Source organism: Pseudomonas gozinkensis, assembly GCF_014863585.1.
Lineage (GTDB): Bacteria > Pseudomonadota > Gammaproteobacteria > Pseudomonadales > Pseudomonadaceae > Aquipseudomonas > Aquipseudomonas gozinkensis.
In genome coordinates, this window is sequence record NZ_CP062253.1 from 704,838 (window position 1) to 724,030 (window position 19,193).

20 protein-coding genes are annotated in these 19,193 nt (G+C 62.5%); 4 read left to right on the top strand and 16 right to left on the bottom strand.

The features are described from left to right. The first annotated feature begins 58 nt into the window (after positions 1–58). The gene (locus tag IHQ43_RS03035; RefSeq protein WP_064379136.1) at positions 59–364 is read left to right on the top strand and encodes a PsiF family protein; all 306 of its coding nucleotides are present in this window, start codon (positions 59–61) and stop codon (positions 362–364) included. A gap of 215 nt (positions 365–579) precedes the next feature. Next, on the top strand, positions 580–1,593 hold the full coding sequence (locus IHQ43_RS03040; RefSeq protein ID WP_011332225.1) for an AI-2E family transporter: 1,014 nt from the start codon (positions 580–582) through the stop codon (positions 1,591–1,593). 115 nt (positions 1,594–1,708) lie between these two features. Here IHQ43_RS03040 and IHQ43_RS03045 read toward each other — a convergent pair whose 3' ends face one another. Further along, on the bottom strand, positions 1,709–2,983 hold the full coding sequence (locus IHQ43_RS03045) for an Hsp70 family protein (RefSeq protein WP_192563319.1): 1,275 nt from the start codon (positions 2,981–2,983) through the stop codon (positions 1,709–1,711). 293 nt (positions 2,984–3,276) lie between these two features. Between IHQ43_RS03045 and IHQ43_RS03050 the strand changes: the two genes are divergently transcribed. Both IHQ43_RS03050 and IHQ43_RS03055 read left to right on the top strand, forming a co-directional pair. Next, a complete protein-coding gene (locus tag IHQ43_RS03050; protein ID WP_007950610.1) occupies positions 3,277–4,227 on the top strand; it encodes a DnaJ C-terminal domain-containing protein in 951 nt (316 codons plus the stop codon). Between the two features lie 23 nt (positions 4,228–4,250). After that, the gene (locus IHQ43_RS03055; protein ID WP_007950609.1) at positions 4,251–4,556 is read left to right on the top strand and encodes a chaperone modulator CbpM; all 306 of its coding nucleotides are present in this window, start codon (positions 4,251–4,253) and stop codon (positions 4,554–4,556) included. Between the two features lie 137 nt (positions 4,557–4,693). On the opposite strand, the gene IHQ43_RS03060 is transcribed toward IHQ43_RS03055, so the two are convergent. From IHQ43_RS03060 to IHQ43_RS03130, 15 genes are all read right to left on the bottom strand, one after another. Next, positions 4,694–5,821, bottom strand: a complete 1,128-nt coding sequence (locus tag IHQ43_RS03060; RefSeq protein WP_192563320.1) for a sensor histidine kinase — start codon at positions 5,819–5,821, stop codon at positions 4,694–4,696. A gap of 177 nt (positions 5,822–5,998) precedes the next feature. Next, positions 5,999–7,699 (bottom strand): urease subunit alpha, encoded by a 1,701-nt coding sequence (gene ureC, locus IHQ43_RS03065; protein WP_192563321.1) that lies wholly within the window; start codon positions 7,697–7,699, stop codon positions 5,999–6,001. Positions 7,700–7,827: 128 nt separating this feature from the next. Beyond that, positions 7,828–8,136 carry an urease subunit beta gene (locus IHQ43_RS03070; RefSeq protein WP_192563322.1) on the bottom strand — a complete coding sequence of 103 codons (309 nt, stop codon included), beginning with the start codon at positions 8,134–8,136 and terminating at the stop codon, positions 7,828–7,830. After that, complete coding sequence (locus IHQ43_RS03075; RefSeq protein ID WP_192563323.1) at positions 8,136–8,669, bottom strand: GNAT family N-acetyltransferase; 534 nt, start codon at positions 8,667–8,669, stop codon at positions 8,136–8,138. The genes IHQ43_RS03070 and IHQ43_RS03075 overlap by 1 nt, the downstream gene beginning before the upstream one ends. A 5-nt stretch (positions 8,670–8,674) precedes the next feature. After that, entirely contained in the window at positions 8,675–9,208 is a 534-nt protein-coding gene (locus tag IHQ43_RS03080) for a GNAT family N-acetyltransferase (RefSeq protein WP_192563324.1), read from the bottom strand. Positions 9,209–9,217: 9 nt separating this feature from the next. Beyond that, positions 9,218–9,520 (bottom strand): urease subunit gamma, encoded by a 303-nt coding sequence (ureA, locus tag IHQ43_RS03085; protein WP_039766748.1) that lies wholly within the window; start codon positions 9,518–9,520, stop codon positions 9,218–9,220. A gap of 33 nt (positions 9,521–9,553) precedes the next feature. After that, positions 9,554–10,393 carry an urease accessory protein UreD gene (locus tag IHQ43_RS03090; RefSeq protein WP_192563325.1) on the bottom strand — a complete coding sequence of 280 codons (840 nt, stop codon included), beginning with the start codon at positions 10,391–10,393 and terminating at the stop codon, positions 9,554–9,556. Positions 10,394–10,436: 43 nt separating this feature from the next. Continuing rightward, entirely contained in the window at positions 10,437–11,135 is a 699-nt protein-coding gene (gene urtE, locus IHQ43_RS03095; protein WP_007950600.1) for an urea ABC transporter ATP-binding subunit UrtE, read from the bottom strand. A gap of 137 nt (positions 11,136–11,272) precedes the next feature. Further along, entirely contained in the window at positions 11,273–12,142 is an 870-nt protein-coding gene (gene urtD / locus IHQ43_RS03100) for an urea ABC transporter ATP-binding protein UrtD (protein ID WP_007950599.1), read from the bottom strand. Then, complete coding sequence (urtC, locus tag IHQ43_RS03105) at positions 12,139–13,218, bottom strand: urea ABC transporter permease subunit UrtC (RefSeq protein WP_192563326.1); 1,080 nt, start codon at positions 13,216–13,218, stop codon at positions 12,139–12,141. Before urtC ends, urtD begins: the two co-directional genes overlap by 4 nt. Further along, on the bottom strand, positions 13,218–14,720 hold the full coding sequence (gene urtB, locus IHQ43_RS03110; protein ID WP_192563327.1) for an urea ABC transporter permease subunit UrtB: 1,503 nt from the start codon (positions 14,718–14,720) through the stop codon (positions 13,218–13,220). The genes urtC and urtB overlap by 1 nt, the downstream gene beginning before the upstream one ends. A gap of 159 nt (positions 14,721–14,879) precedes the next feature. Then, complete coding sequence (urtA, locus tag IHQ43_RS03115) at positions 14,880–16,145, bottom strand: urea ABC transporter substrate-binding protein (protein ID WP_192563328.1); 1,266 nt, start codon at positions 16,143–16,145, stop codon at positions 14,880–14,882. 205 nt (positions 16,146–16,350) lie between these two features. After that, entirely contained in the window at positions 16,351–17,361 is a 1,011-nt protein-coding gene (locus tag IHQ43_RS03120) for a FecCD family ABC transporter permease (RefSeq protein ID WP_192563329.1), read from the bottom strand. Then, entirely contained in the window at positions 17,358–18,305 is a 948-nt protein-coding gene (locus tag IHQ43_RS03125; RefSeq protein ID WP_192563330.1) for an ABC transporter substrate-binding protein, read from the bottom strand. Before IHQ43_RS03125 ends, IHQ43_RS03120 begins: the two co-directional genes overlap by 4 nt. Next, the gene (locus tag IHQ43_RS03130) at positions 18,302–19,090 is read right to left on the bottom strand and encodes an ABC transporter ATP-binding protein (protein WP_192563331.1); all 789 of its coding nucleotides are present in this window, start codon (positions 19,088–19,090) and stop codon (positions 18,302–18,304) included. Before IHQ43_RS03130 ends, IHQ43_RS03125 begins: the two co-directional genes overlap by 4 nt. Between the last annotated feature and the right edge of the window lie 103 nt (positions 19,091–19,193).

Here is a 19,193-nt window from a genome sequence, read left to right on the forward strand (position 1 = left end):
TTTGACTACACTCAGCCGGAGGCCGCCTCCATCGAGGCGGCGCCAAGGAGAAAACTCCATGAAGATGCTGCGTGTCCCTTTGTTGATGATCGGTCTGCTGCTGTGCTCCCAGGGTTTCGCCGCCACGGCGCAACAGAACAAGATGACCACCTGCAACGCCGACGCCACGGCCAAGAGCCTCAAGGGCGACGAGCGCAAAGCCTTCATGAGCACCTGCCTCAAGGCAGCCCCGGCTGCCAACGACGCCAAGGCCCTGACCCCGCAGCAGGAAAAGATGAAAACCTGTAATGCCGACGCCAAGACCAAGGCGCTGACCGGCGATGCGCGCAAGACCTTCATGAGTGACTGCCTGAAGAAAAAATAGACGCCGGAGCTTTGTGGTGAGTGTGCTGGCCCCATCGCGGGCAAGCCCGCTCCCACAGGGAGTGAGGCTGTTCACAGCATTTGTGTTCGATTCTTAACTTGTGGGAGCTGGCTTGCCAGCGATGAGGCCCGAAAGGTCTGCCCGCATATCCCTAGTGCTCACCTCGGATCGCTGGCAGACTGCCAATCCTTTTACGCCGTTCGTTTTGAGGCTGTATGCCAACGTTTTCTGAGCGTCATGTAGTGTTCTGGGTCAGTTGCATCATCATTTTCGGCGGTCTGTTGCTGGTGTTGCCATTACGCCTGCTGCCCAGTCTGCTGGCCGGCTTGCTGGTGTTCGAACTCGTCAACATGCTCACACCCCAACTGCAACGGCTGATCGAAGGCCGCCGCGCGCGCTGGCTGGCGGTGGCGCTGCTGGGCACGCTGGTGGTGAGTGTGCTGACACTGATCTTCGCCGGCGCCATCAGTTTCCTGCTGCATGAAGCGGAAAATCCTGGCGCTTCCCTCGACAAATTCATGGGCGTGGTCGACCGCGCGCGCGGGCAGTTGCCGCCGTTCATCGACGCCTACCTGCCGGCCAGCGCTGCCGAGTTCCGGGTGGCCATCGGTGAATGGGCGAGCAAGCATTTGTCCGAACTGCAACTGGTGGGCAAAGACGCGGCGCACATGTTCGTGACGCTGCTGATCGGCATGGTGCTGGGCGCGATCATCGCCTTGCAGCGCGTGCCCGACGTCACCAAGCGAAAACCGCTGGCGGCCGCGCTGTTCGATCGTCTGCACCTGCTGGTCCAGGCATTTCGCAACATCGTCTTCGCACAGATCAAGATTTCCCTGCTCAATACCTTTTTCACCGGGATCTTCCTGGCCGTGGTCCTGCCGCTGTTCGGGATCAAGCTGCCGCTGACCAAGACCCTGATCGTCCTGACCTTCCTGCTCGGCCTGTTGCCGGTGATCGGCAACCTGATGTCGAACACGCTGATCACCATCGTCGGACTGTCGCTGTCGATCTGGGTGGCGATTGCGGCGCTGGGTTACCTGATCTTTATCCACAAGCTGGAATACTTTCTCAACGCGCGCATCGTCGGTGGACAGATCAGTGCCAAGTCCTGGGAGTTGCTGCTGGCAATGCTGGTGTTCGAGGCCGCGTTCGGCCTGCCGGGGGTGGTGGCGGGGCCGATTTATTACGCGTATCTGAAGAGTGAGTTGAAGCTGGGCGGGATGGTTTGATCCAGGCCTTGTAGCGTCAGAAAGGCCCACTTCGCGAGCAAGCTCGCTCCCACAGGTTCAGTGTGATCCTGTGGGAGCGAGCTTGCTCGCGATTGGCAGCGCCGCAGAAACTGGATCAGTTCACCGAGCCATAACGTTTCATGGCCTCGATCGCCAGACCGCTGCCGATGCTGCCAAAAATGTTCCCTTCCACATGCCGCGCGTTCGGCAGCATCGCCGAGACGCTGTTGCGCAACGCCGGAATACCGCTCGAACCACCGGTGAAGAACACCGTATCGACCTGACCCACCGCTACGTTGGCGTCCGCCAGCAATTGGGTGACGCTGCCACGCACGCGCTCGAGCTGCGACTCGATGGCCGACTCGAACAACGCCCGGGTCAGTTCCACGCTCAGGCCTGACTCGATGCGATCCAGCGGCACGTGACGGCTGTCGTTGTGGGTCAGCTGGATCTTGGTTTCTTCCACTTCCATCGCCAGCCAGTGCCCGGCGCGCTGTTCGATCAGCTTGAACAGACGGTCGATGCCGCCGGTGTCCTCGATGTCGTAGCGCATGCTGCCAAGGGCCAGAGTCGATTTCTGCGAGTACACCGAGTTGATGGTGTGCCAGGTCGCCAGGTTCATGTGGTGGCTGGTCGGCATGAACGCGCCGCTTTTCATACGGCTACCGTAGCCGAACAACGGCATCAGGCCTTGCAGGCTCAGCTGTTTGTCGAAGTCGGTCCCGCCGATGTGCACGCCGCCGGTGGCGAGAATGTCGTCGTGACGGTTATCGACACCGCGACGCTCGGGCGACAGGCGTACCAGCGAGAAGTCCGACGTACCACCGCCGATGTCGACGATCAGTACCAGCTCTTCCTTCTCGATGGTCGACTCGTAGTCGAAGGCCGCAGCGATCGGCTCGTACTGGAACGACACATCCTTGAAACCGAGTTTGCGCGCCACTTCCACCAGGGTGTCTTCGGCTTCCTGGTCGGCCAGCGGATCGTCGTCGACGAAGAACACCGGGCGGCCCAGCACCACTTGCTCGAACTCACGACCGGCGGCAGTTTCCGCGCGGCTCTTGAGCTGGCCGATGAACAGCCCGAGCAAGTCCTTGAACGGCATCGCCGTGCCGAGGACGCTGGTGTCGTGCTTGATCAGCTTGGAACCGAGCAGGCTCTTGAGCGAGCGCATCAGCCGGCCTTCGTAGCCTTCCAGGTACTCGTGCAGCGCCAGACGGCCGTAAACCGGGCGGCGCTCCTCGATGTTGAAGAAGACCACCGACGGCAGGGTGATCTTGTCGTCTTCCAGCGCGATCATCGTTTCCATGCCGGGGCGCAGCCAGCCGACGGTGGAGTTGGACGTGCCGAAGTCGATGCCGCAGGCACGGGCTGGAGAGGCGTCTTTCATGGTCTTTCGGTTCCGGTCAAAAAAACGGCCGCGCAGTGTATGTCAGTGCGCGACAGATTCGAAGGCCGGTCATCTGCTATTTCACGACTAAGCTTGCTTGAAACTCGCCGCTTTGCCCCAAACTTGCTGGCATGGGCCGGCAGACATACCGGCGGTCGCAAGAACCGCCGTCCGCTGCCGATAAACTTCTGCTGCGCCACCCGGTCACAACCTTGAGATCGGTCAACCGGCCTTGCGCGAATCGGCGCATGCTGGCATCGGCGCGAAATCGATAACGGATGGTGATTCCTTCGATGGACTTCAAAGACTATTACAAGATACTCGGCGTGGAGCCGACGGCTGACGACAAGGCGATCAAGGCTGCCTATCGCAAGCTGGCGCGCAAATACCACCCCGATGTCAGCAAGGAAAAGGACGCCGAGGCCAAGTTCAAGGACGCCTCGGAAGCCTATGAAGCACTGAAAAGCGCCGACAAACGCGCCGAATACGACGACCTGCGCCGCTACGGCCAGCACGGTCAGCCGTTCCAGGGCCCGCCGGGCTGGCAGAGCCGTGGCGGTTTTGGCGGCGGCGGTGGCGACACCGGTGACTTCTCGGACTTCTTCAGTTCGATCTTCGGCAATCGCGGCCCCGGTTTCGGTGGCGGCGCTGGCCGGCAATCCCGCAGCGCCGGACGGCGAGGGCAAGACGTGGAACTGGAACTGCCGATCTTTCTGGAAGAGACGCTTTCGAACGAATCGAAAAAGATCAGCTTCCAGGTGCCGCAATACAACGGTTCGGGCCAGCACGTCAGCAACACCAGCAAGAGCCTGAACGTGAAGATCCCGGCGGGCGTGACCGACGGCGAGCGCATTCGCCTCAAGGGCCAGGGCGCACCGGGCATCGGTGGCGGCGCCAATGGCGATCTGTACCTGACCATCCGTTTCGCGCCGCACCCGAAATTCGACGTTGAAGGCGAAAACCTGATCATCACCTTGCCGCTGGCACCGTGGGAGCTGGCGCTGGGCGCCGAAGTGGCCGTGCCGACCCTGACCGGCAAGATCAATCTCAAGGTTCCGGCCGGCAGCCAGAACGGCCAGCGCATGCGCGCCAAGGGTCACGGCCTGCAGAACAAGGCCGGCGAACGCGGTTATCTGTTCGTCCAGCTCAAGGCTGTAATGCCCAAAGCCAACGGCGATGACGTCAAGGCGCTGTGGCAGGAATTGGCGAAGAAGGCCGCCTTCAATCCGCGAGAGAACTTCTGATACTGACGACGGAGTAGCCCATCATGAGCAGCCCCCTGATCGTTCAACTGGACATGGCAGAATTCTGTGAGGCGGCCGACCTGTCGGACGTCTACGTGATCGAAATCGTCGAACACGGCATCCTCGAACCTCAGGGCGCGCAGCCCAGGGAATGGCGCTTCACCGATTACGAACTGGCCCTGGCCAAACGCGCCGCCAAGCTGCGGCGCGACCTGGATCTGGAATGGGAAGGCGTCGCCCTGGCGCTGGACCTGCTGGAAGAAGTGCAGGAACTGCGGGCCGAGAACCGCATGCTCCGTCAGCGTCTGGCGCGGCTGGTGGTCGAATAGTTTCTCGGATGTGATTGAGGGCCCCATCGCTGGCAAGCCAGCTCCCACAGGGTTCTGCGTAGTTCAAAGAAGTTTCGATCAACGATGAACTTGTGGGAGCTGGCTTGCCAGCGATGAAATCGCCGCGTTTTTCCTGCTTAAACCTGTCTGGGCAGCATCACGCTGAACAGCGTTCCGTCGGCTTCGCTGGAACTGACTTCGATCGTCCCGCCGTGGGCGGTCACCACTTCCTTGACGATGAACAGGCCCAGACCGAGACTGGTCGATGGCTGGCCGAGTTCTTCGTCGGCACTGCGCACCAATGGATCGAAAATCGTGCCGATGGCCTCTTCGGGGATCGGTATGCCGTCGTTGTGCACGCTCAGGTGAACGCGTCCCGAATCGCCCCGCAGCCTCACCAGAACTTCTCGCGGGTTTGATCCATGCTGCAAGGCATTGCCGATCAGATTCTGCAACAGTTGATCGATCCGTCCGGCATCCCAGACGCCACGGGTATCGCCCTCGGTTTTCAGGGTCGGATCACACTCCGGATTGCCGGCACAGGCCTCGGCGATGGCTGCTCGTGCCGCGTCGGCCAGGTCCATCGGCGCCGGTTCGATCGGCAGGCTCTTGCCCAGGCGGCTGCGCACCAGTTCCAGCAGGTCGCTGACCATCGCCGCCATGTGCCGCGCGCCTTGCTTGATGTTCAGCGCGCAGGTCAGCGCATCGCCTTCAAGCGCTGTTTTGCGCATCAGCAATTCGGTGGACATGCTGACCGCTTGCAGCGGTGCGCGCAGGTCGTGACCGAGGATCGCTAGGAATATATCGCGCGAGCGGTTGACCTGCTCGGCGTAGGCAGCCGTCGATTCGGCCAGGGCTTCATCGATGGCTTCGTTGAAACGGATCATGTCCTGAAAGTACGCCATGTCCGGCGATTCCAGACTGTTGACCCAGAGGCGAATCACACAGGCCCGCAGGTGGCGGAATTCCGAGGTCATCTGTACCAGATCGAAGCCGACGGTGTGTCGCAGCTCGCCATGGCTGGCGCCGGCTTCATCCAGACTCGGAGTCTTGACCGGGCCTTCGCCCTTGGCCTTGGCGGCTTGCTCACCGGGCGTCTGGGATTTGTTCATGTCCCGGGCGGCGGCCAGCAGGATTGCACTGGCGTGATCGCGCAGGGCCACACCGTCGAGAAAGTCGGCTGCAGGGGTGATGGTCTGGGCGAACTTTTCCCATTCATCAACGATTGCATCAACGTTGGACACGATGAATTCGGAAAGACGCATGAGCGGGGTACCTGAACACGATTCGCGGGGCAGCGTTTCGAATAGTAGTCCGTTTGACAGGAATTACACGACCGCTCGGACGGTGGCTGGTGACTAAATGAAAGAGCACCGCAGAACACCCCTCGGACTGGCGCAATGCGTACAAAACCGGGGGGCGTTCTCTGTGAGCCGACAGGATCAGAACAGAAAGTAACGCTGCGCCATCGGCAGGGTTTCGGCCGGTTCACACCAGAGCAACACGCCGTCAGCCTTGACCTGATACGTCTGCGGGTCGACGTCGATGTTGGGCAGGTAGTCGTTGTGGATCAGGTCGGTTTTCTGCACCTCGCGGCAACCTTTTACCACAGCGATTTTCTTCTTCAGACCCAACGCTTCGGGAAGCCCTGCTTCCTGCGCCGCCTGGCTGATGAAGGTCAGACTGGTGGCGTGCAGCGAGCCACCGTAACTGGCGAACATCGGGCGATAATGCACCGGTTGCGGTGTCGGAATCGACGCATTGGCGTCGCCCATCAGGCTCGCGGCGATGGCGCCGCCCTTGAGGATCAGCGTCGGTTTCACGCCGAAGAACGCCGGGCGCCAGAGCACCAGATCGGCCCACTTGCCGACTTCCACCGAACCCACTTCATGGCTGATGCCATGGGTGATCGCCGGATTGATCGTGTACTTGGCGATATAGCGTTTGGCGCGGAAGTTGTCGTTGCCTTCGCCGTCCTGCGCGAGCGGGCCGCGCTGCTTTTTCATCTTGTCGGCGGTCTGCCAGGTGCGCGTGATGACTTCGCCGACGCGGCCCATGGCCTGACTGTCGGAGCTGATCATCGAGAACGCGCCGAGGTCGTGGAGGATGTCTTCGGCGGCAATCGTTTCGCGGCGGATACGGCTCTCGGCGAACGCCACGTCCTCGGCAATGCTCGGGTCGAGGTGGTGGCAGACCATCAGCATGTCGAGGTGTTCGTCGATGGTGTTGCGGGTGAACGGCCGGGTCGGGTTGGTCGAACTCGGCAGCACGTTGGCGAAACCGCAGGCCTTGATGATGTCCGGCGCATGGCCGCCACCGGCACCCTCGGTGTGGTAGGTGTGGATGGTCCGGCCCTTGAACGCGCCGAGGGTGGTTTCGACGAAACCGGACTCGTTGAGGGTGTCTGTGTGGATCGCCACCTGCACGTCGTACTGGTCGGCGACGCTCAGGCAGTTGTCGATGCTCGCCGGGGTGGTGCCCCAGTCTTCGTGCAGCTTGAGGCCGATGGCGCCGGCCTTGACCTGCTCGATCAGCGGCTCCGGCAGGCTGGCGTTGCCCTTGCCGGTGAGGCCGATGTTCATCGGGAATGCATCCGCTGCCTGAAGCATCCGCGCCAGGTGCCACGGCCCCGAAGTGCAGGTGGTGGCGTTGGTGCCGGTGGCCGGCCCGGTGCCGCCGCCGATCATGGTGGTGACGCCGCTCATCAGCGCTTCTTCGATCTGTTGCGGGCAGATGAAGTGGATGTGGGTGTCGATGCCGCCAGCGGTGAGGATCATGCCTTCGCCGGCGATCACTTCGCTGCTGGCGCCGATGGCAATGGTCACGCCGGGTTGCACGTCCGGGTTGCCGGCCTTGCCGATGGCGGCGACGCGCCCGTCCTTGAGGCCGACGTCGGCCTTGACGATGCCCCAGTGGTCGATGATCAGCGCGTTGGTGATGACGGTGTCGACCACTTCGGCCGCCAGCAACTGGCTCTGGCCCTGGCCGTCGCGGATCACTTTGCCGCCGCCGAATTTCACTTCTTCGCCGTAGGTGGTGAAGTCCTGTTCGACTTCGATCCACAGCTCGGTGTCGGCCAGGCGCACCTTGTCGCCGACGGTGGGGCCGAACATGTCGGCGTAGGCTTGTCTGGAAATCTTCATTCGTTCGCCTTGGTATTGATCGTTCCCACGCTCTGCGTGGGAATGCCGCCATGGACGCTCTGCGTCCGCCGTTATGTGACGCGGAGCGTCACGGGATGCATTCCCACGCAGAGCGTGGGAACGATCAGTCAGTCGAGGTCACCCATGACCCGCCCGGCAAACCCGAACACCCGCCGGTGCCCGGCGTAATCCACCAGTTCCACCTCGCGGCTCTGGCCCGGCTCGAAGCGCACGGCCGTGCCCGCCGGGATGTTCAGGCGCATGCCACGGCTGGCAGCGCGGTCGAAGGTCAGGGCGTCGTTGGTTTCGAAAAAGTGGTAGTGCGAGCCGACCTGGATCGGTCGGTCGCCGCTGTTCGCCACTTTCAGGCTGATGGTGCGACGACCGACGTTGAGTTCGATATCGCCGGGCTGGATCCGGTATTCGCCGGGAATCATCAGTTCGCTCCTTGCAGGACTTTGTAATAGAGGGCCGTCGGGCGATAGGTGCCGTTCGGGTCGCAGGCGTAGTCGGGAATTTCCCCGGCGCGGGTGTAACCCAGGGCCTTGTAGAAATCTTCGGCAGGGGAGCCGGCCTCGGTGTCGAGGTAAAGCATGCCGCGCTTGTATTGGCGGGCCGTCAGTTCCAGCGCCTCCATCAACTGCTGGCCGAGGCCGCGGCGCCGGGCATGTTCGCGCACCAGCAATTTCTGCACCTCGGCGCGGTTCAGGCCGTTGGCCTTCTGGCACAGGCCCAGTTGCACGCTGGCCTGCACCTGTTCGTCCTTGACCACCACCCACAGCAAAACGTTGCCCTTGTTCAGGTTGTCCTGCACGTCGTCGAAATAGGCGCGGGCCTGTGTGGTATCGAGATCAGCCATGAAGCCGACGCTGGCGCCATAACCCACGGCATCGAGCAGCAAGTCGATCAGGCCCTGACGATAGTGCGCAAAACTTTCCGCGTTGACGCGTCGCAGTTGGGCGGGGTTCATCGGTGTCACTCCTTGTTGGCGGGCGGCGGCTCCGCGCCAGGATTGAGGGTCAGTTGCATGAAGGTCAGGTCGAGCCAGCGGCCGAACTTGGTGCCGACCTGCGGCATCTGCCCGGTGGTGATGAAACCGGCGCGCTCGTGCAGGCGGATCGACGCGGCGTTACCGCTCTCGATGGCGGCGACCATGACGTGCTTGTCGCAGTTCTTCGCGCGTTCGATCAGTGCGGTCATCAATTGCGGGCCAAGGCCGTTGCCGCGCTGGTCGCTGCGCACGTAGACCGAGTGCTCGACGGTGTGGCGGAAACCGTCGAACGGGCGCCAGTCACCGAACGAAGCGTAGCCGAGGGTGGTGTTGTCGGCGTCGACGATCACCAGGATCGGATAACTCTGGGCCTGGCGCGCGCTGAACCAGGCCTGACGGTTGCCGAGGTCGACGGCGGATTCATTCCAGATCGCCGTGGTGTTGAGCACGGCGTCGTTGTAGATGTCGCGGATCGCCGGCAGGTCGGCGTGCAGTGCATCGCGGATGGTGTAAGTCATGGCGCGGCCTCAGACGATCGGTTGATGGACGGTGACCAGTTTGGTGCCGTCGGGAAACGTCGCTTCGACCTGGATCTCCGGGATCATTTCCGGGATGCCTTCCATCACCTGATCGCGGGTCAGCAGGGTGGTGCCGTAGTGCATCAGTTCGGCCACGGTCTGGCCGTCACGGGCGCCTTCGAGCAGTGCCGCCGAGATATAGGCCATGGCTTCCGGGTAGTTCAGTTTCACGCCACGGGCCAGTCGCCGCTCGGCAACGAGGCCGGCGGTGAAGATCAGCAGCTTGTCTTTTTCGCGTGGGGTCAGGTCCATCGTTTGAAATCCATTGTCGGCAGTTGAAGAAAATCAGGTATTCCAGATTCGGGGGGGCAGGGCTTCACGGCCGAGCAGCGCAGGCCTGAGCAGTCGCCACAGATCGATCAGCCACGCTCGCGCCAGCAACGCTTCACTGGCCAGGCAACGGGCGACCAGAAGACCGGGCAGTTGCGTCAGGTCCCCGCGTACTTCGTGGCCCAGCGAGCGGCAGCGCTCCAGCAGTTCGGCATCGATTTCACCGCTCACCAGCAACGTCGCAAACACCGGATTGCCATCCAGTCCGATCGGCGAATCCAGCAATCCGTCATCGCCGACGATGCGCTGACGCTCATGCCAGAGCAATCGGCCATCGCGGCGAATATCCAGATGCGCCTGGAAATGCCCGAGGTCGAAGCGCTCGCCACTGGCCGGACGTCCCAGCGCCACTACGTCCCAGTAGAACAGTCGCGCATCGCCTTCAAGGTCGATCGAGGTCGCGAGTTCCGCCTGGGCGGCGCTGTAGACGATGGTTTCCTGGGGCAGCCATTCCAGTGTCGCGCCGTCAGCGACATGCAGGTCCAGCGACTGATAAGCGGGCCCTGCCGCGCGATACCACTTGGCCGCGCCGGGGCTGGTGATCTGCGCCCAGGCGCCCTGTTCGACGCGGGCGCTGATGTCCAGCCGGTCACCGCCGGCAATCCCGCCCGGCGGGTGGACGATGATGTGCTGGCAGACCTCGGGTCCTTCGGCGTACAGATGTTTTTGCACCCGCAACGGGCCGAGGTGCCGGCGTCGGGTCGGCCGCGTGCAATCGCCGAAGCGGGCGTAGGCCAGCTCAAGCTCGGCGTGCCAGCTCGGGGTAAACAGGGCAGTCGCAACAGGTAAGTTCATGTTTTCTAATTATCGTTAGGACGCTACAGATTAGACCGTAACCTCAAATAGTCACCAGCCCGCGTACACCTTCGGCTTCCATATTTTCGCCACGGCCCTGCTGCACGATCTCGCCCCGTGACATCACCAGGTACTGATCGGCCAGTTCGGCGGCGAAATCATAGAACTGCTCAACCAGCAGAATCGCCATGTCGCCACGGGCGGCGAGCTTCTTGATCACCGCGCCGATTTCCTTGATCACCGACGGCTGAATGCCTTCGGTAGGTTCGTCGAGGATCAGCAGCCGTGGACGGCTGGCCAGTGCGCGGCCAATCGCGAGCTGCTGTTGCTGTCCACCGGACAGATCGCCGCCGCGTCGTTGCTTCATTTGCAGCAGCACCGGGAACAGCTCGTAGATGAACGCGGGAACCTCTTTGGCTTCGCTGCCGGGGAAACGCGAGAGGCCCATCAGCAGGTTCTCTTCCACGGTCAGCCGGCCGAAGATTTCCCGACCCTGCGGCACGTAGGCGATCCCGGCATGCACCCGCTGATGTGGTTTGAACGTGGTGATCGGCTTGCCTTCCCAGTTCACCGCGCCTTCCTTGGCCGGCAACAGGCCCATCAGGCATTTGAGCAACGTGGTCTTGCCCACGCCGTTGCGCCCGAGCAGGCAGGTCACTTCGCCGACCTTCACGTCGAAAGACAGGCCGCGCAAAATGTGGCTTCCGCCGTAGTACTGATGCAGTTTGTCGACTTGCAGCATGTTCAAATTCTCCCCGGTGATCGTTCCCACGCTCTGCGTGGGAATGCATCCCGTGACGCTCCGCGTCACATAACGGCGGACGCGGAGCGTCCATGGCGGCGTTCCCACGCAGAGCGTGGGAACGATCTGATTCCTCTTCAGCGGCCGAGGTAAACCTCGATCACGCGCTCGTTGTCCTGCACCTGTTCCAGCGATCCTTCGGCCAGCACGCTGCCCTGGTGCAACACGGTGACGTGGTCGGCAATCGAGCCGACGAAGCCCATGTCGTGTTCCACCACCATCAGCGAATGCTTGCCCGCCAGCGACTTGAACAGCTCGGCGGTGAACTCGGTTTCGGCGTCGGTCATGCCCGCCACCGGTTCATCGAGCAGCAACAGTTGCGGGTCCTGCATCAGCAACATGCCGATTTCCAGAAACTGTTTCTGCCCGTGGGACAGCAGCCCCGCCGGACGATTGACCGAAGTGGTCAGGCGAATGGTGTCGAGCACTTCGCTGATCCGGTCTTTCTGCTCGCCGCTCAATTTCGCCCGCAGGCTGGCCCACACCGACTTGTCGGTTTTCTGCGCCAGCTCCAGGTTCTCGAACACGCTCAGCGCTTCGAACACCGTCGGTTTCTGGAACTTGCGACCGATACCGGCCTGGGCGATCTGCACTTCGCTCATCTGCGTCAGGTCGAGGGTTTCGCCGAACCAGGCCTTGCCGTGGCTCGGGCGGGTCTTGCCGGTGATCACGTCCATCAGCGTGGTCTTGCCCGCGCCGTTGGGGCCGATGATGCAGCGCAGTTCGCCGACGCCGATGTACAGGTTCAGATTGTTCAGCGCCCGGAAGCCGTCGAAGCTGACGCTGATGTCTTCCAGGGTCAGGATCGTGCCGTGGCGGGTGTCGAGGCCCGGCCCGACGCGTTGCCCGAGGCCGATCGAGTCGCGGCTGGTGCCTTCGTCCTTGTTGGGCTCCACCGGGAAAAAGGCCGGTTCCAGCATGAATTCAGCGCTCGCCGTGACTCTCATGATTCACCTCGTTTCTTCAGCAGACCGATCACGCCTTTGGGCAGGTACAACGTCACGACGATGAACAGCGCGCCGAGGAAGAACAGCCAGTATTCGGGGAAGGCCACGGTGAACCAGCTCTTCATGCCGTTGACCACGCCGGCGCCGAGCAGCGGGCCGATCAGGGTGCCGCGCCCGCCAAGGGCTACCCATACCGCGGCCTCGATCGAATTGGTCGGCGACATTTCGCTCGGGTTGATGATCCCCACTTGCGGCACGTACAACGCACCGGCCAGACCACACAGCACCGCGCTCAACACCCAGACGAACAACTTGAAACCGCGCGGATCGTAGCCACAGAACATCAGGCGATTCTCCGCGTCACGCAACGCCGTCAGCACCCGGCCGAATTTGCTGCGGGCCAGTCGCCAACCGATGAACAGGCTCGCCACCAGCAACAGCACCGTCGCCAGAAACAGCACCGCGCGGGTGCCGGGTTCGGTGATGCCGAAACCGAGGATCGTGCGGAAATTGGTGAAGCCGTTGTTGCCGCCGAAGCCGGTCTCGTTGCGGAAGAACAGCAACATGCCGGCGAAGGTCAGGGCCTGGGTCATGATCGAGAAATACACGCCCTTGATCCGCGAGCGGAAGGCGAAGAAGCCGAACACCAGCGCCAGCAACCCCGGCGCCAACACCACCAGGCACATCGCCCAGAGGAAGTTGCCGGTGCCGCTCCAGTACCACGGCAACTCGGTCCACGACAGGAAGGTCATGAACGCCGGCAAGCCATCGCCGGCCGCCTGACGCATCAGGTACATGCCCATCGCATATCCACCGAGGGCGAAGAACAGACCGTGGCCCAGCGACAAAAGACCTGCGTAACCCCAGACCAGATCCAGTGCCAGGGCGACGATGGCGTAGCAGAGAATCTTGCCGACCAGCGTCAGGGTGTAAGCCGAGACATGCAGCGCGCTGTCCGCCGGCAACAACGACAGCAGCGGCAGGGCGACCAGCAAAGCGAGAACGACCGCGCCGATGGCGAGGGTGACTTTCGGGCCGGCCTTTTGTGTGGCCGTGACTAGTAGAGGCTGGTTCATCAGTCGATCACCCGTCCTTTCAGTGCGAAGAGGCCTTGCGGACGTTTCTGGATGAACAGAATGATCAGCGCGAGGATCAGGATCTTGCCGAGCACCGCACCGATCTGCGGTTCAAGAATTTTGTTGGCGATACCCAGGCCGAATGCGGCGAACACGCTGCCGGCCAGTTGCCCGACGCCGCCGAGCACCACTACCAGGAACGAGTCGATGATGTAGCTCTGGCCGAGGTCCGGGCCGACGTTGCCGATCTGGCTCAGGGCCACGCCACCGAGCCCGGCGATGCCCGAGCCGAGGCCGAAGGCGAGCATGTCGACGCGCCCGGTGGGCACGCCACAGCAGGCGGCCATGTTGCGGTTCTGGGTGACGGCGCGCACGTTCAGACCGAGACGGGTCTTGTTCAGCAGCAGCCAGGTCAGCACCACCACGAACAGCGCGAAGGCAATGATCACGATGCGGTTGTACGGCAGCACCAGATTCGGCAACACCTGAATCCCGCCGGACAACCATGCGGGGTTTGCCACCTCAACGTTCTGCGCACCGAACACCAGACGCACCAGCTGAATCAGCATCAGGCTGATGCCCCAGGTGGCGAGCAGGGTTTCCAGTGGCCGGCCGTAGAGATGACGAATCACCGTGCGCTCCAGGGCCATGCCGATGGCGGCCGTGACGAAGAACGCCACCGGCAGCGCGATCAGCGGATAGAACTCGATGGCCTGCGGGGCGTAGCGCTGGAACATCAACTGCACGACGTAAGTCGAGTAGGCGCCGAGCATCAGCATCTCGCCGTGGGCCATGTTGATCACGCCGAGCAGGCCGAAGGTGATCGCCAGACCCAGGGCCGCGAGCAGCAGAATCGAACCGAGGGACATGCCGCTGAAGGCCTGGCCGAGCAGTTCGCCGATCAGCAGTTTGCGCTTGACCTGGGCGAGGCTGGTTTCGGCGGCGGTGCGTACATTGGTGTCGGCTTCGACGCCGGGTTCGAGCAGGCCTTCGAGGCGGGTGCGGGCCAGCGGGTCGCCGGTTTCACCGAGCAGACGCACGGCCGCGAGGCGCACCGCCGGGTCGGTGTCGACCAGTTGCAGATTGGCCAGCGCCAGGCTCAGGGCAGCATGGACGTTTTCATCGGTTTCGCCAGCCAGTTGCTGGTCGAGGAATTTCAGCTGCGCCGGTTTGGCGCTTTTCTGCAATTGCTGCGCGGCGCTCAGACGGGTTTTGGCGTCGGCGGCGAGCAATTGGTGGCTGGCCAGTGCGGTGTCGATCAGACCCCGCAGGCGATTGTTCAGGCGCAGGGTCTTGGGTTGGCCGTCGACGGTCAGTTCGCCTTGTTGCAGGGCGTTGATCAGTTCGACACGGGCCGGATCGGGCTGCGCGGCCCAGGCTTCCAGCAGTTTGGCCTGTTGCATCGGGTTGGCGGCGACGAAGTCTTCGGCGTCGCCGGCATGTGCGGCCATCGGTAGCAAAAGTGCGACGGCCAGGATCAAGCGGTAAAGGGCAGTGGGCATAGAGAGGCGCCTTGCTTGGATTTTGTGGGAGCTGGCTTGCCAGCGATGCAGGCGACTCGGTCTACCTTTTGGACCGAGGTGATGCCATCGCTGGCAAGCCAGCTACCACAGGATCGGTGTCAGGCTCAAGCCCTGTGCTCAAGCCTGACAACCAATGGCTCAGTTGCTCTTCACCGCATACTCCGGCTTCTTGTCGTTACCCGGAATGAACGGGCTCCAAGGCTGCGCCCGAATCGGCCCTTCGGTCTGCCACACCACGTTGAACTGACCGTCGCTCTGGATCTCGCCGATCATCACCGGTTTGTGCAGGTGGTGATTGGTCTTGTCCATGGTCAGGGTGTAGCCGGACGGCGCGGCGTAGGTCTGGCCGCCGAGGGCTTCGCGGACCTTGTCGACGTCGGTCGATTTGGCTTTCTCCGCCGCCTGCGCCCACATGTGGATGCCGACGTAAGTGGCTTCCATCGGGTCGTTGGTCACCGCTTTGTCGGCGCCCGGCAGGTTGTGTTTCTTCGCGTAGGCTTTCCAGTCGGCGACGAATTTCTTGTTCACCGGGTTCTCCACCGATTCGAAGTAGTTCCACGCCGCGAGGTTGCCCACCAGCGGTTTGGTGTCGATGCCGCGCAGTTCTTCTTCGCCCACCGAGAACGCCACTACCGGTACGTCGGTCGCCTTCAGGCCCTGGTTGGCCAGCTCTTTGTAGAACGGCACGTTGGAGTCGCCATTCACGGTGGAGATCACAGCGGTCTTGCCGCCGGCCGAGAATTTTTTGATGTTGGCGACGATGGTTTGATAGTCGCTATGACCGAACGGGGTGTAGACCTCTTCGATGTCTTTATCCGCGACGCCTTTGGAGTGCAGGAACGAACGCAGGATTTTGTTGGTGGTGCGCGGGTAGACGTAGTCGGTGCCGAGCAGGAAGTAGCGCTTGGCGCTGCCGCCTTCTTCGCTCATCAGGTACTCAACCGCCGGGATCGCTTGCTGGTTCGGCGCGGCGCCGGTGTAGAACACGTTCGGCGACATCTCTTCGCCTTCGTATTGCACCGGGTAGAACAGCAGGCCGTTGAGTTCTTCGAACACCGGCAGCACCGATTTGCGCGACACCGAGGTCCAGCAACCGAACACCACCGCGACCTTGTCCTGGGTCAGCAACTGGCGGCCCTTTTCCGCGAACAGCGGCCAGTTCGACGCCGGGTCGACCACCACCGGTTCAAGCATCTTGCCGTTCACCCCGCCCTTGGCGTTGATCTCGTCGATGGTCATCAACGCCATGTCCTTGAGTGACGTTTCGGAGATCGCCATGGTGCCGGACAACGAATGCAGAATCCCGACCTTGATGGTCTCGGCGGCCTGTACGGTCCAGGTCATGCCCATCGCGGCAATCGATGCCGTGAGTGTGAAAGCCTTGATCAAACTGCGACGCTTCATTGTGCGATCTCCATGAACGTTAAAGTTTTTTATGGTTGGCAGATGCGAACGACTGAAGGGTGTTTTGCAAGGGCTGTGCCCGGTCGGGTTCAGGCAGGGAAATGTCGGTTTAGAGCGGTTGCGCACAGAGTCGGCGCACCATGAGGGGACGTGTTGCATGCAAAGGTGCAGCGGGGTGCGCCAGATTGGGGCGCACCCGGAGGATTCAGCGGCGGCGCATCAGGCCGATGAAGAACAGGCCGCCGAGGGCCGCGGTGGCAACGCCGATGGGCAGGTCTTCGGGGGCGATCAGTGTCCGCGCCGCGACGTCGACCCAGACGAGGAACACACTGCCGAGCAACACGCACACCGGCAGCAGACGCCGATGCTCGGCACCGATCAGACGCCGGGCAATGTGCGGCACCATCAGCCCGACAAAACCGATGGAGCCACTGATCGACACCAGCACTCCGGTCATCAGCGAGGCGATCACAAATACCCGCAGACGCACCGCCCGCGCATTCAGGCCGAGGGTGACGGCGGTCTGTTCGCCGGCCATCAGGGCGTTCAGCGGACGGGCCATGCCGATCAGCAGAATCAGGCCGAGCAACACACTGAGCGCCGGCACCGCCAACAACTCCCAGCGCGCCAGACCCAGGCCGCCGAGCATCCAGAACATCACCGCCGAACTGGCCCGGTGATCGCCCATGAACAACAGCAGATTGGCAATCGCCATCATCACGAACGACACCGCCACGCCGCACAGCAGCAGACGATCACTGTCCAGCCGACCCTGCCGGTTGGCGATGCCCAGCACCAGAAACATGCTCAACAATGCGCCGATGAACGCGGCAATCGGCAAGGTCAGCAGGCCGACGATTTCGCCGACGTGCAGCACCACGATCACTGCGCCGAGCGTGGCGCCGGAGGTGACGCCGAGCAGGTGCGGATCGGCCAGTGGATTGCGCGTCACCGCTTGCAGCACCGCGCCGATCAACGCCAGCCCGGCGCCGACCAATGCACCGAGCAGCATGCGTGGCACGCGGATCAGCCAGACGATGTGCTCCTGACCGGCGCTCCAGTCCGGCACACCGAGGCCGAACAGTTTGTGCAGCAGAATCCGCCGCACCACCTCCACCGGCACCCGCGCCGGGCCGAAGCCCAGCGACACCACGCACGACACCAGGAGCACCGCGCCGAGGGCGATCAGCAGCCAGCCGTAACGACGATTGATCATTCGCCGTGGAAACATTTGGCCAGGGTTTCAACCGCCAGCACGTTGTCGATCCCCGGCGTGGCCTGCACGTAAGGGATGACGATGAAGCGCTGGTTCTTGATCGCGTCCACCGATTGCAGCGCCTTGTTCTTCAGCAGGAATTCAATCTTCTGCCCGGCAGTGATTTCGCTGTAGTCGACGATCACGATCACCTGCGGATTGCGCTCGACCACGGTTTCCCAGTTGACTCGGGTCCAGCTCGCTTCGACGTCATCGAGAACGTTGCGCCCACCGGCGGCGTCGATCAGCGCCTGCGGCATGCCGAGGCGGCCGGAGGTCATGGCGCGGTCTTCGCCGCTGTCGTACAGGAACACTCGTGGTTTTTCGGCGGGCAGGTCTTTGCGGACTTCGGCGACCTGACTTTGCATGTCGGCGATCAGCGCGTTGGCGCGATCCTGCACGTCGAAGATCTTTCCGAGGTTGCGCAGGTCGTTGTAAGTGTCGTCCAGCGTGGCGGCCGGGCGCTTCATCACGAAGGCGCAGGACTCGGTCAGTTCATACACATTGATACCCAGCGGTTGCAGGGTCTGCGGCGTGAGATCGCCGCCGACGCGCATGCCGTAATCCCAGCCGGCGAAGAAGAAATCGACGTTGGCGTTGAGCAGGGTTTCCACCGACGGGTACTTGGCTGCCAGCTCCGGCAGACCGTCGAGCAGCGACTGCATTTCCGGTGTCACCGATTTCCAGCCACTGACGCCGCTGTAGCCGGCCATTTTCGACTTGAGGCCGAGGGCGAGCATCATCTGGGTCATGTTGATGTCGTGACTGACCGCGTGCTTCGGCGCTTCCTTGAAGGTGACTTCACGGTTGCAGCTCTGGATCGTCAGCGGGTACTTGGTGGCCTCGGCGAAGGCTTGGGTGGTGCCCAGCAACAGAGCGAGGCAAAGCAGGGAGCGCACAGTCATGGTCGGGTTATCCAGGTGATTCGCGGGTAGCCGTGGAGGGGGTGTGGATCGATCAATGCTTCGACGCCGAACACGTCGCGCAGCAATTCAACAGTGAGCACTTCTTGCGGGGTGCCGCTGGCGACGATGCGACCGTGGTTGATCACATACAACCGGTCGCAGAACGCGGCGGCCAGGTTCAGGTCGTGGATGCTCGCCAACGTGCCGATCTGCAAACGCTTGACCAGTTGCAGCAGCTCCAGCTGATAGCGCGGGTCGAGGTGGTTGGTCGGCTCGTCGAGGATCAGCAGTTGCGGTTGCTGGGTCAGGGCACGGGCGAGGATCACGCGCTGTTTTTCTCCACCGGACAGGGTGGCAAACGCGTGGTCTTCGAAGCCGTCGAGGCCCACGGATTTGAGGGCCTGGGTGGCGAGATTGCGGTCGTCCAGGGTGTCGCCGTCGAACAGGCCTTTGTGCGGCGTGCGGCCCATGGCGACCACTTCTTCGACGGTCAGGCCGAAGGCGTCGGGGAATTCCTGCAGCACCACGGCGATGCGTTGCGCGCACCAGCGTGAGGATTGTTTCCACACGTTGTGGTGGTCGAGTCTGACCTCACCGTGTTCCGGCTGGCTGAAGCGGTAGGTGCAGCGCAACAGGCTGGTCTTGCCGCTGCCATTGGGCCCGATCAGCCCGACGAACTCACCGGCGGCCACTTGCAACGAAGCGTCACGCAGCTGGAACTGGTGATGACAGTGGCCGTGGCCCAGAGGTGTCCAGGCGAGGTTCGTCAGGGTCAGTGAGGTCATGCATCTCTCTTGATAACTATGGTGCGGCGGATACCGCTTTCGCGAGCAAGCTCGCTCCCACAGGATTTGTACAATCCCTGTGGGAGCGAGCTTGCTCGCGAAT

Coding starts and splice junctions, on each gene's coding strand:
- IHQ43_RS03035 (WP_064379136.1), top strand. CDS start 59: ATGAAGATGCTGCGTGTCCCTTTGTTGATGATCGGTCTGCTGCTGTGC.
- IHQ43_RS03040 (WP_011332225.1), top strand. CDS start 580: ATGCCAACGTTTTCTGAGCGTCATGTAGTGTTCTGGGTCAGTTGCATC.
- IHQ43_RS03045 (WP_192563319.1), bottom strand. CDS start 2,983: ATGAAAGACGCCTCTCCAGCCCGTGCCTGCGGCATCGACTTCGGCACG.
- IHQ43_RS03050 (WP_007950610.1), top strand. CDS start 3,277: ATGGACTTCAAAGACTATTACAAGATACTCGGCGTGGAGCCGACGGCT.
- IHQ43_RS03055 (WP_007950609.1), top strand. CDS start 4,251: ATGAGCAGCCCCCTGATCGTTCAACTGGACATGGCAGAATTCTGTGAG.
- IHQ43_RS03060 (WP_192563320.1), bottom strand. CDS start 5,821: ATGCGTCTTTCCGAATTCATCGTGTCCAACGTTGATGCAATCGTTGAT.
- ureC (WP_192563321.1), bottom strand. CDS start 7,699: ATGAAGATTTCCAGACAAGCCTACGCCGACATGTTCGGCCCCACCGTC.
- IHQ43_RS03070 (WP_192563322.1), bottom strand. CDS start 8,136: ATGATTCCCGGCGAATACCGGATCCAGCCCGGCGATATCGAACTCAAC.
- IHQ43_RS03075 (WP_192563323.1), bottom strand. CDS start 8,669: ATGAACCCCGCCCAACTGCGACGCGTCAACGCGGAAAGTTTTGCGCAC.
- IHQ43_RS03080 (WP_192563324.1), bottom strand. CDS start 9,208: ATGACTTACACCATCCGCGATGCACTGCACGCCGACCTGCCGGCGATC.
- ureA (WP_039766748.1), bottom strand. CDS start 9,520: ATGGACCTGACCCCACGCGAAAAAGACAAGCTGCTGATCTTCACCGCC.
- IHQ43_RS03090 (WP_192563325.1), bottom strand. CDS start 10,393: ATGAACTTACCTGTTGCGACTGCCCTGTTTACCCCGAGCTGGCACGCC.
- urtE (WP_007950600.1), bottom strand. CDS start 11,135: ATGCTGCAAGTCGACAAACTGCATCAGTACTACGGCGGAAGCCACATT.
- urtD (WP_007950599.1), bottom strand. CDS start 12,142: ATGAGAGTCACGGCGAGCGCTGAATTCATGCTGGAACCGGCCTTTTTC.
- urtC (WP_192563326.1), bottom strand. CDS start 13,218: ATGAACCAGCCTCTACTAGTCACGGCCACACAAAAGGCCGGCCCGAAA.
- urtB (WP_192563327.1), bottom strand. CDS start 14,720: ATGCCCACTGCCCTTTACCGCTTGATCCTGGCCGTCGCACTTTTGCTA.
- urtA (WP_192563328.1), bottom strand. CDS start 16,145: ATGAAGCGTCGCAGTTTGATCAAGGCTTTCACACTCACGGCATCGATT.
- IHQ43_RS03120 (WP_192563329.1), bottom strand. CDS start 17,361: ATGATCAATCGTCGTTACGGCTGGCTGCTGATCGCCCTCGGCGCGGTG.
- IHQ43_RS03125 (WP_192563330.1), bottom strand. CDS start 18,305: ATGACTGTGCGCTCCCTGCTTTGCCTCGCTCTGTTGCTGGGCACCACC.
- IHQ43_RS03130 (WP_192563331.1), bottom strand. CDS start 19,090: ATGACCTCACTGACCCTGACGAACCTCGCCTGGACACCTCTGGGCCAC.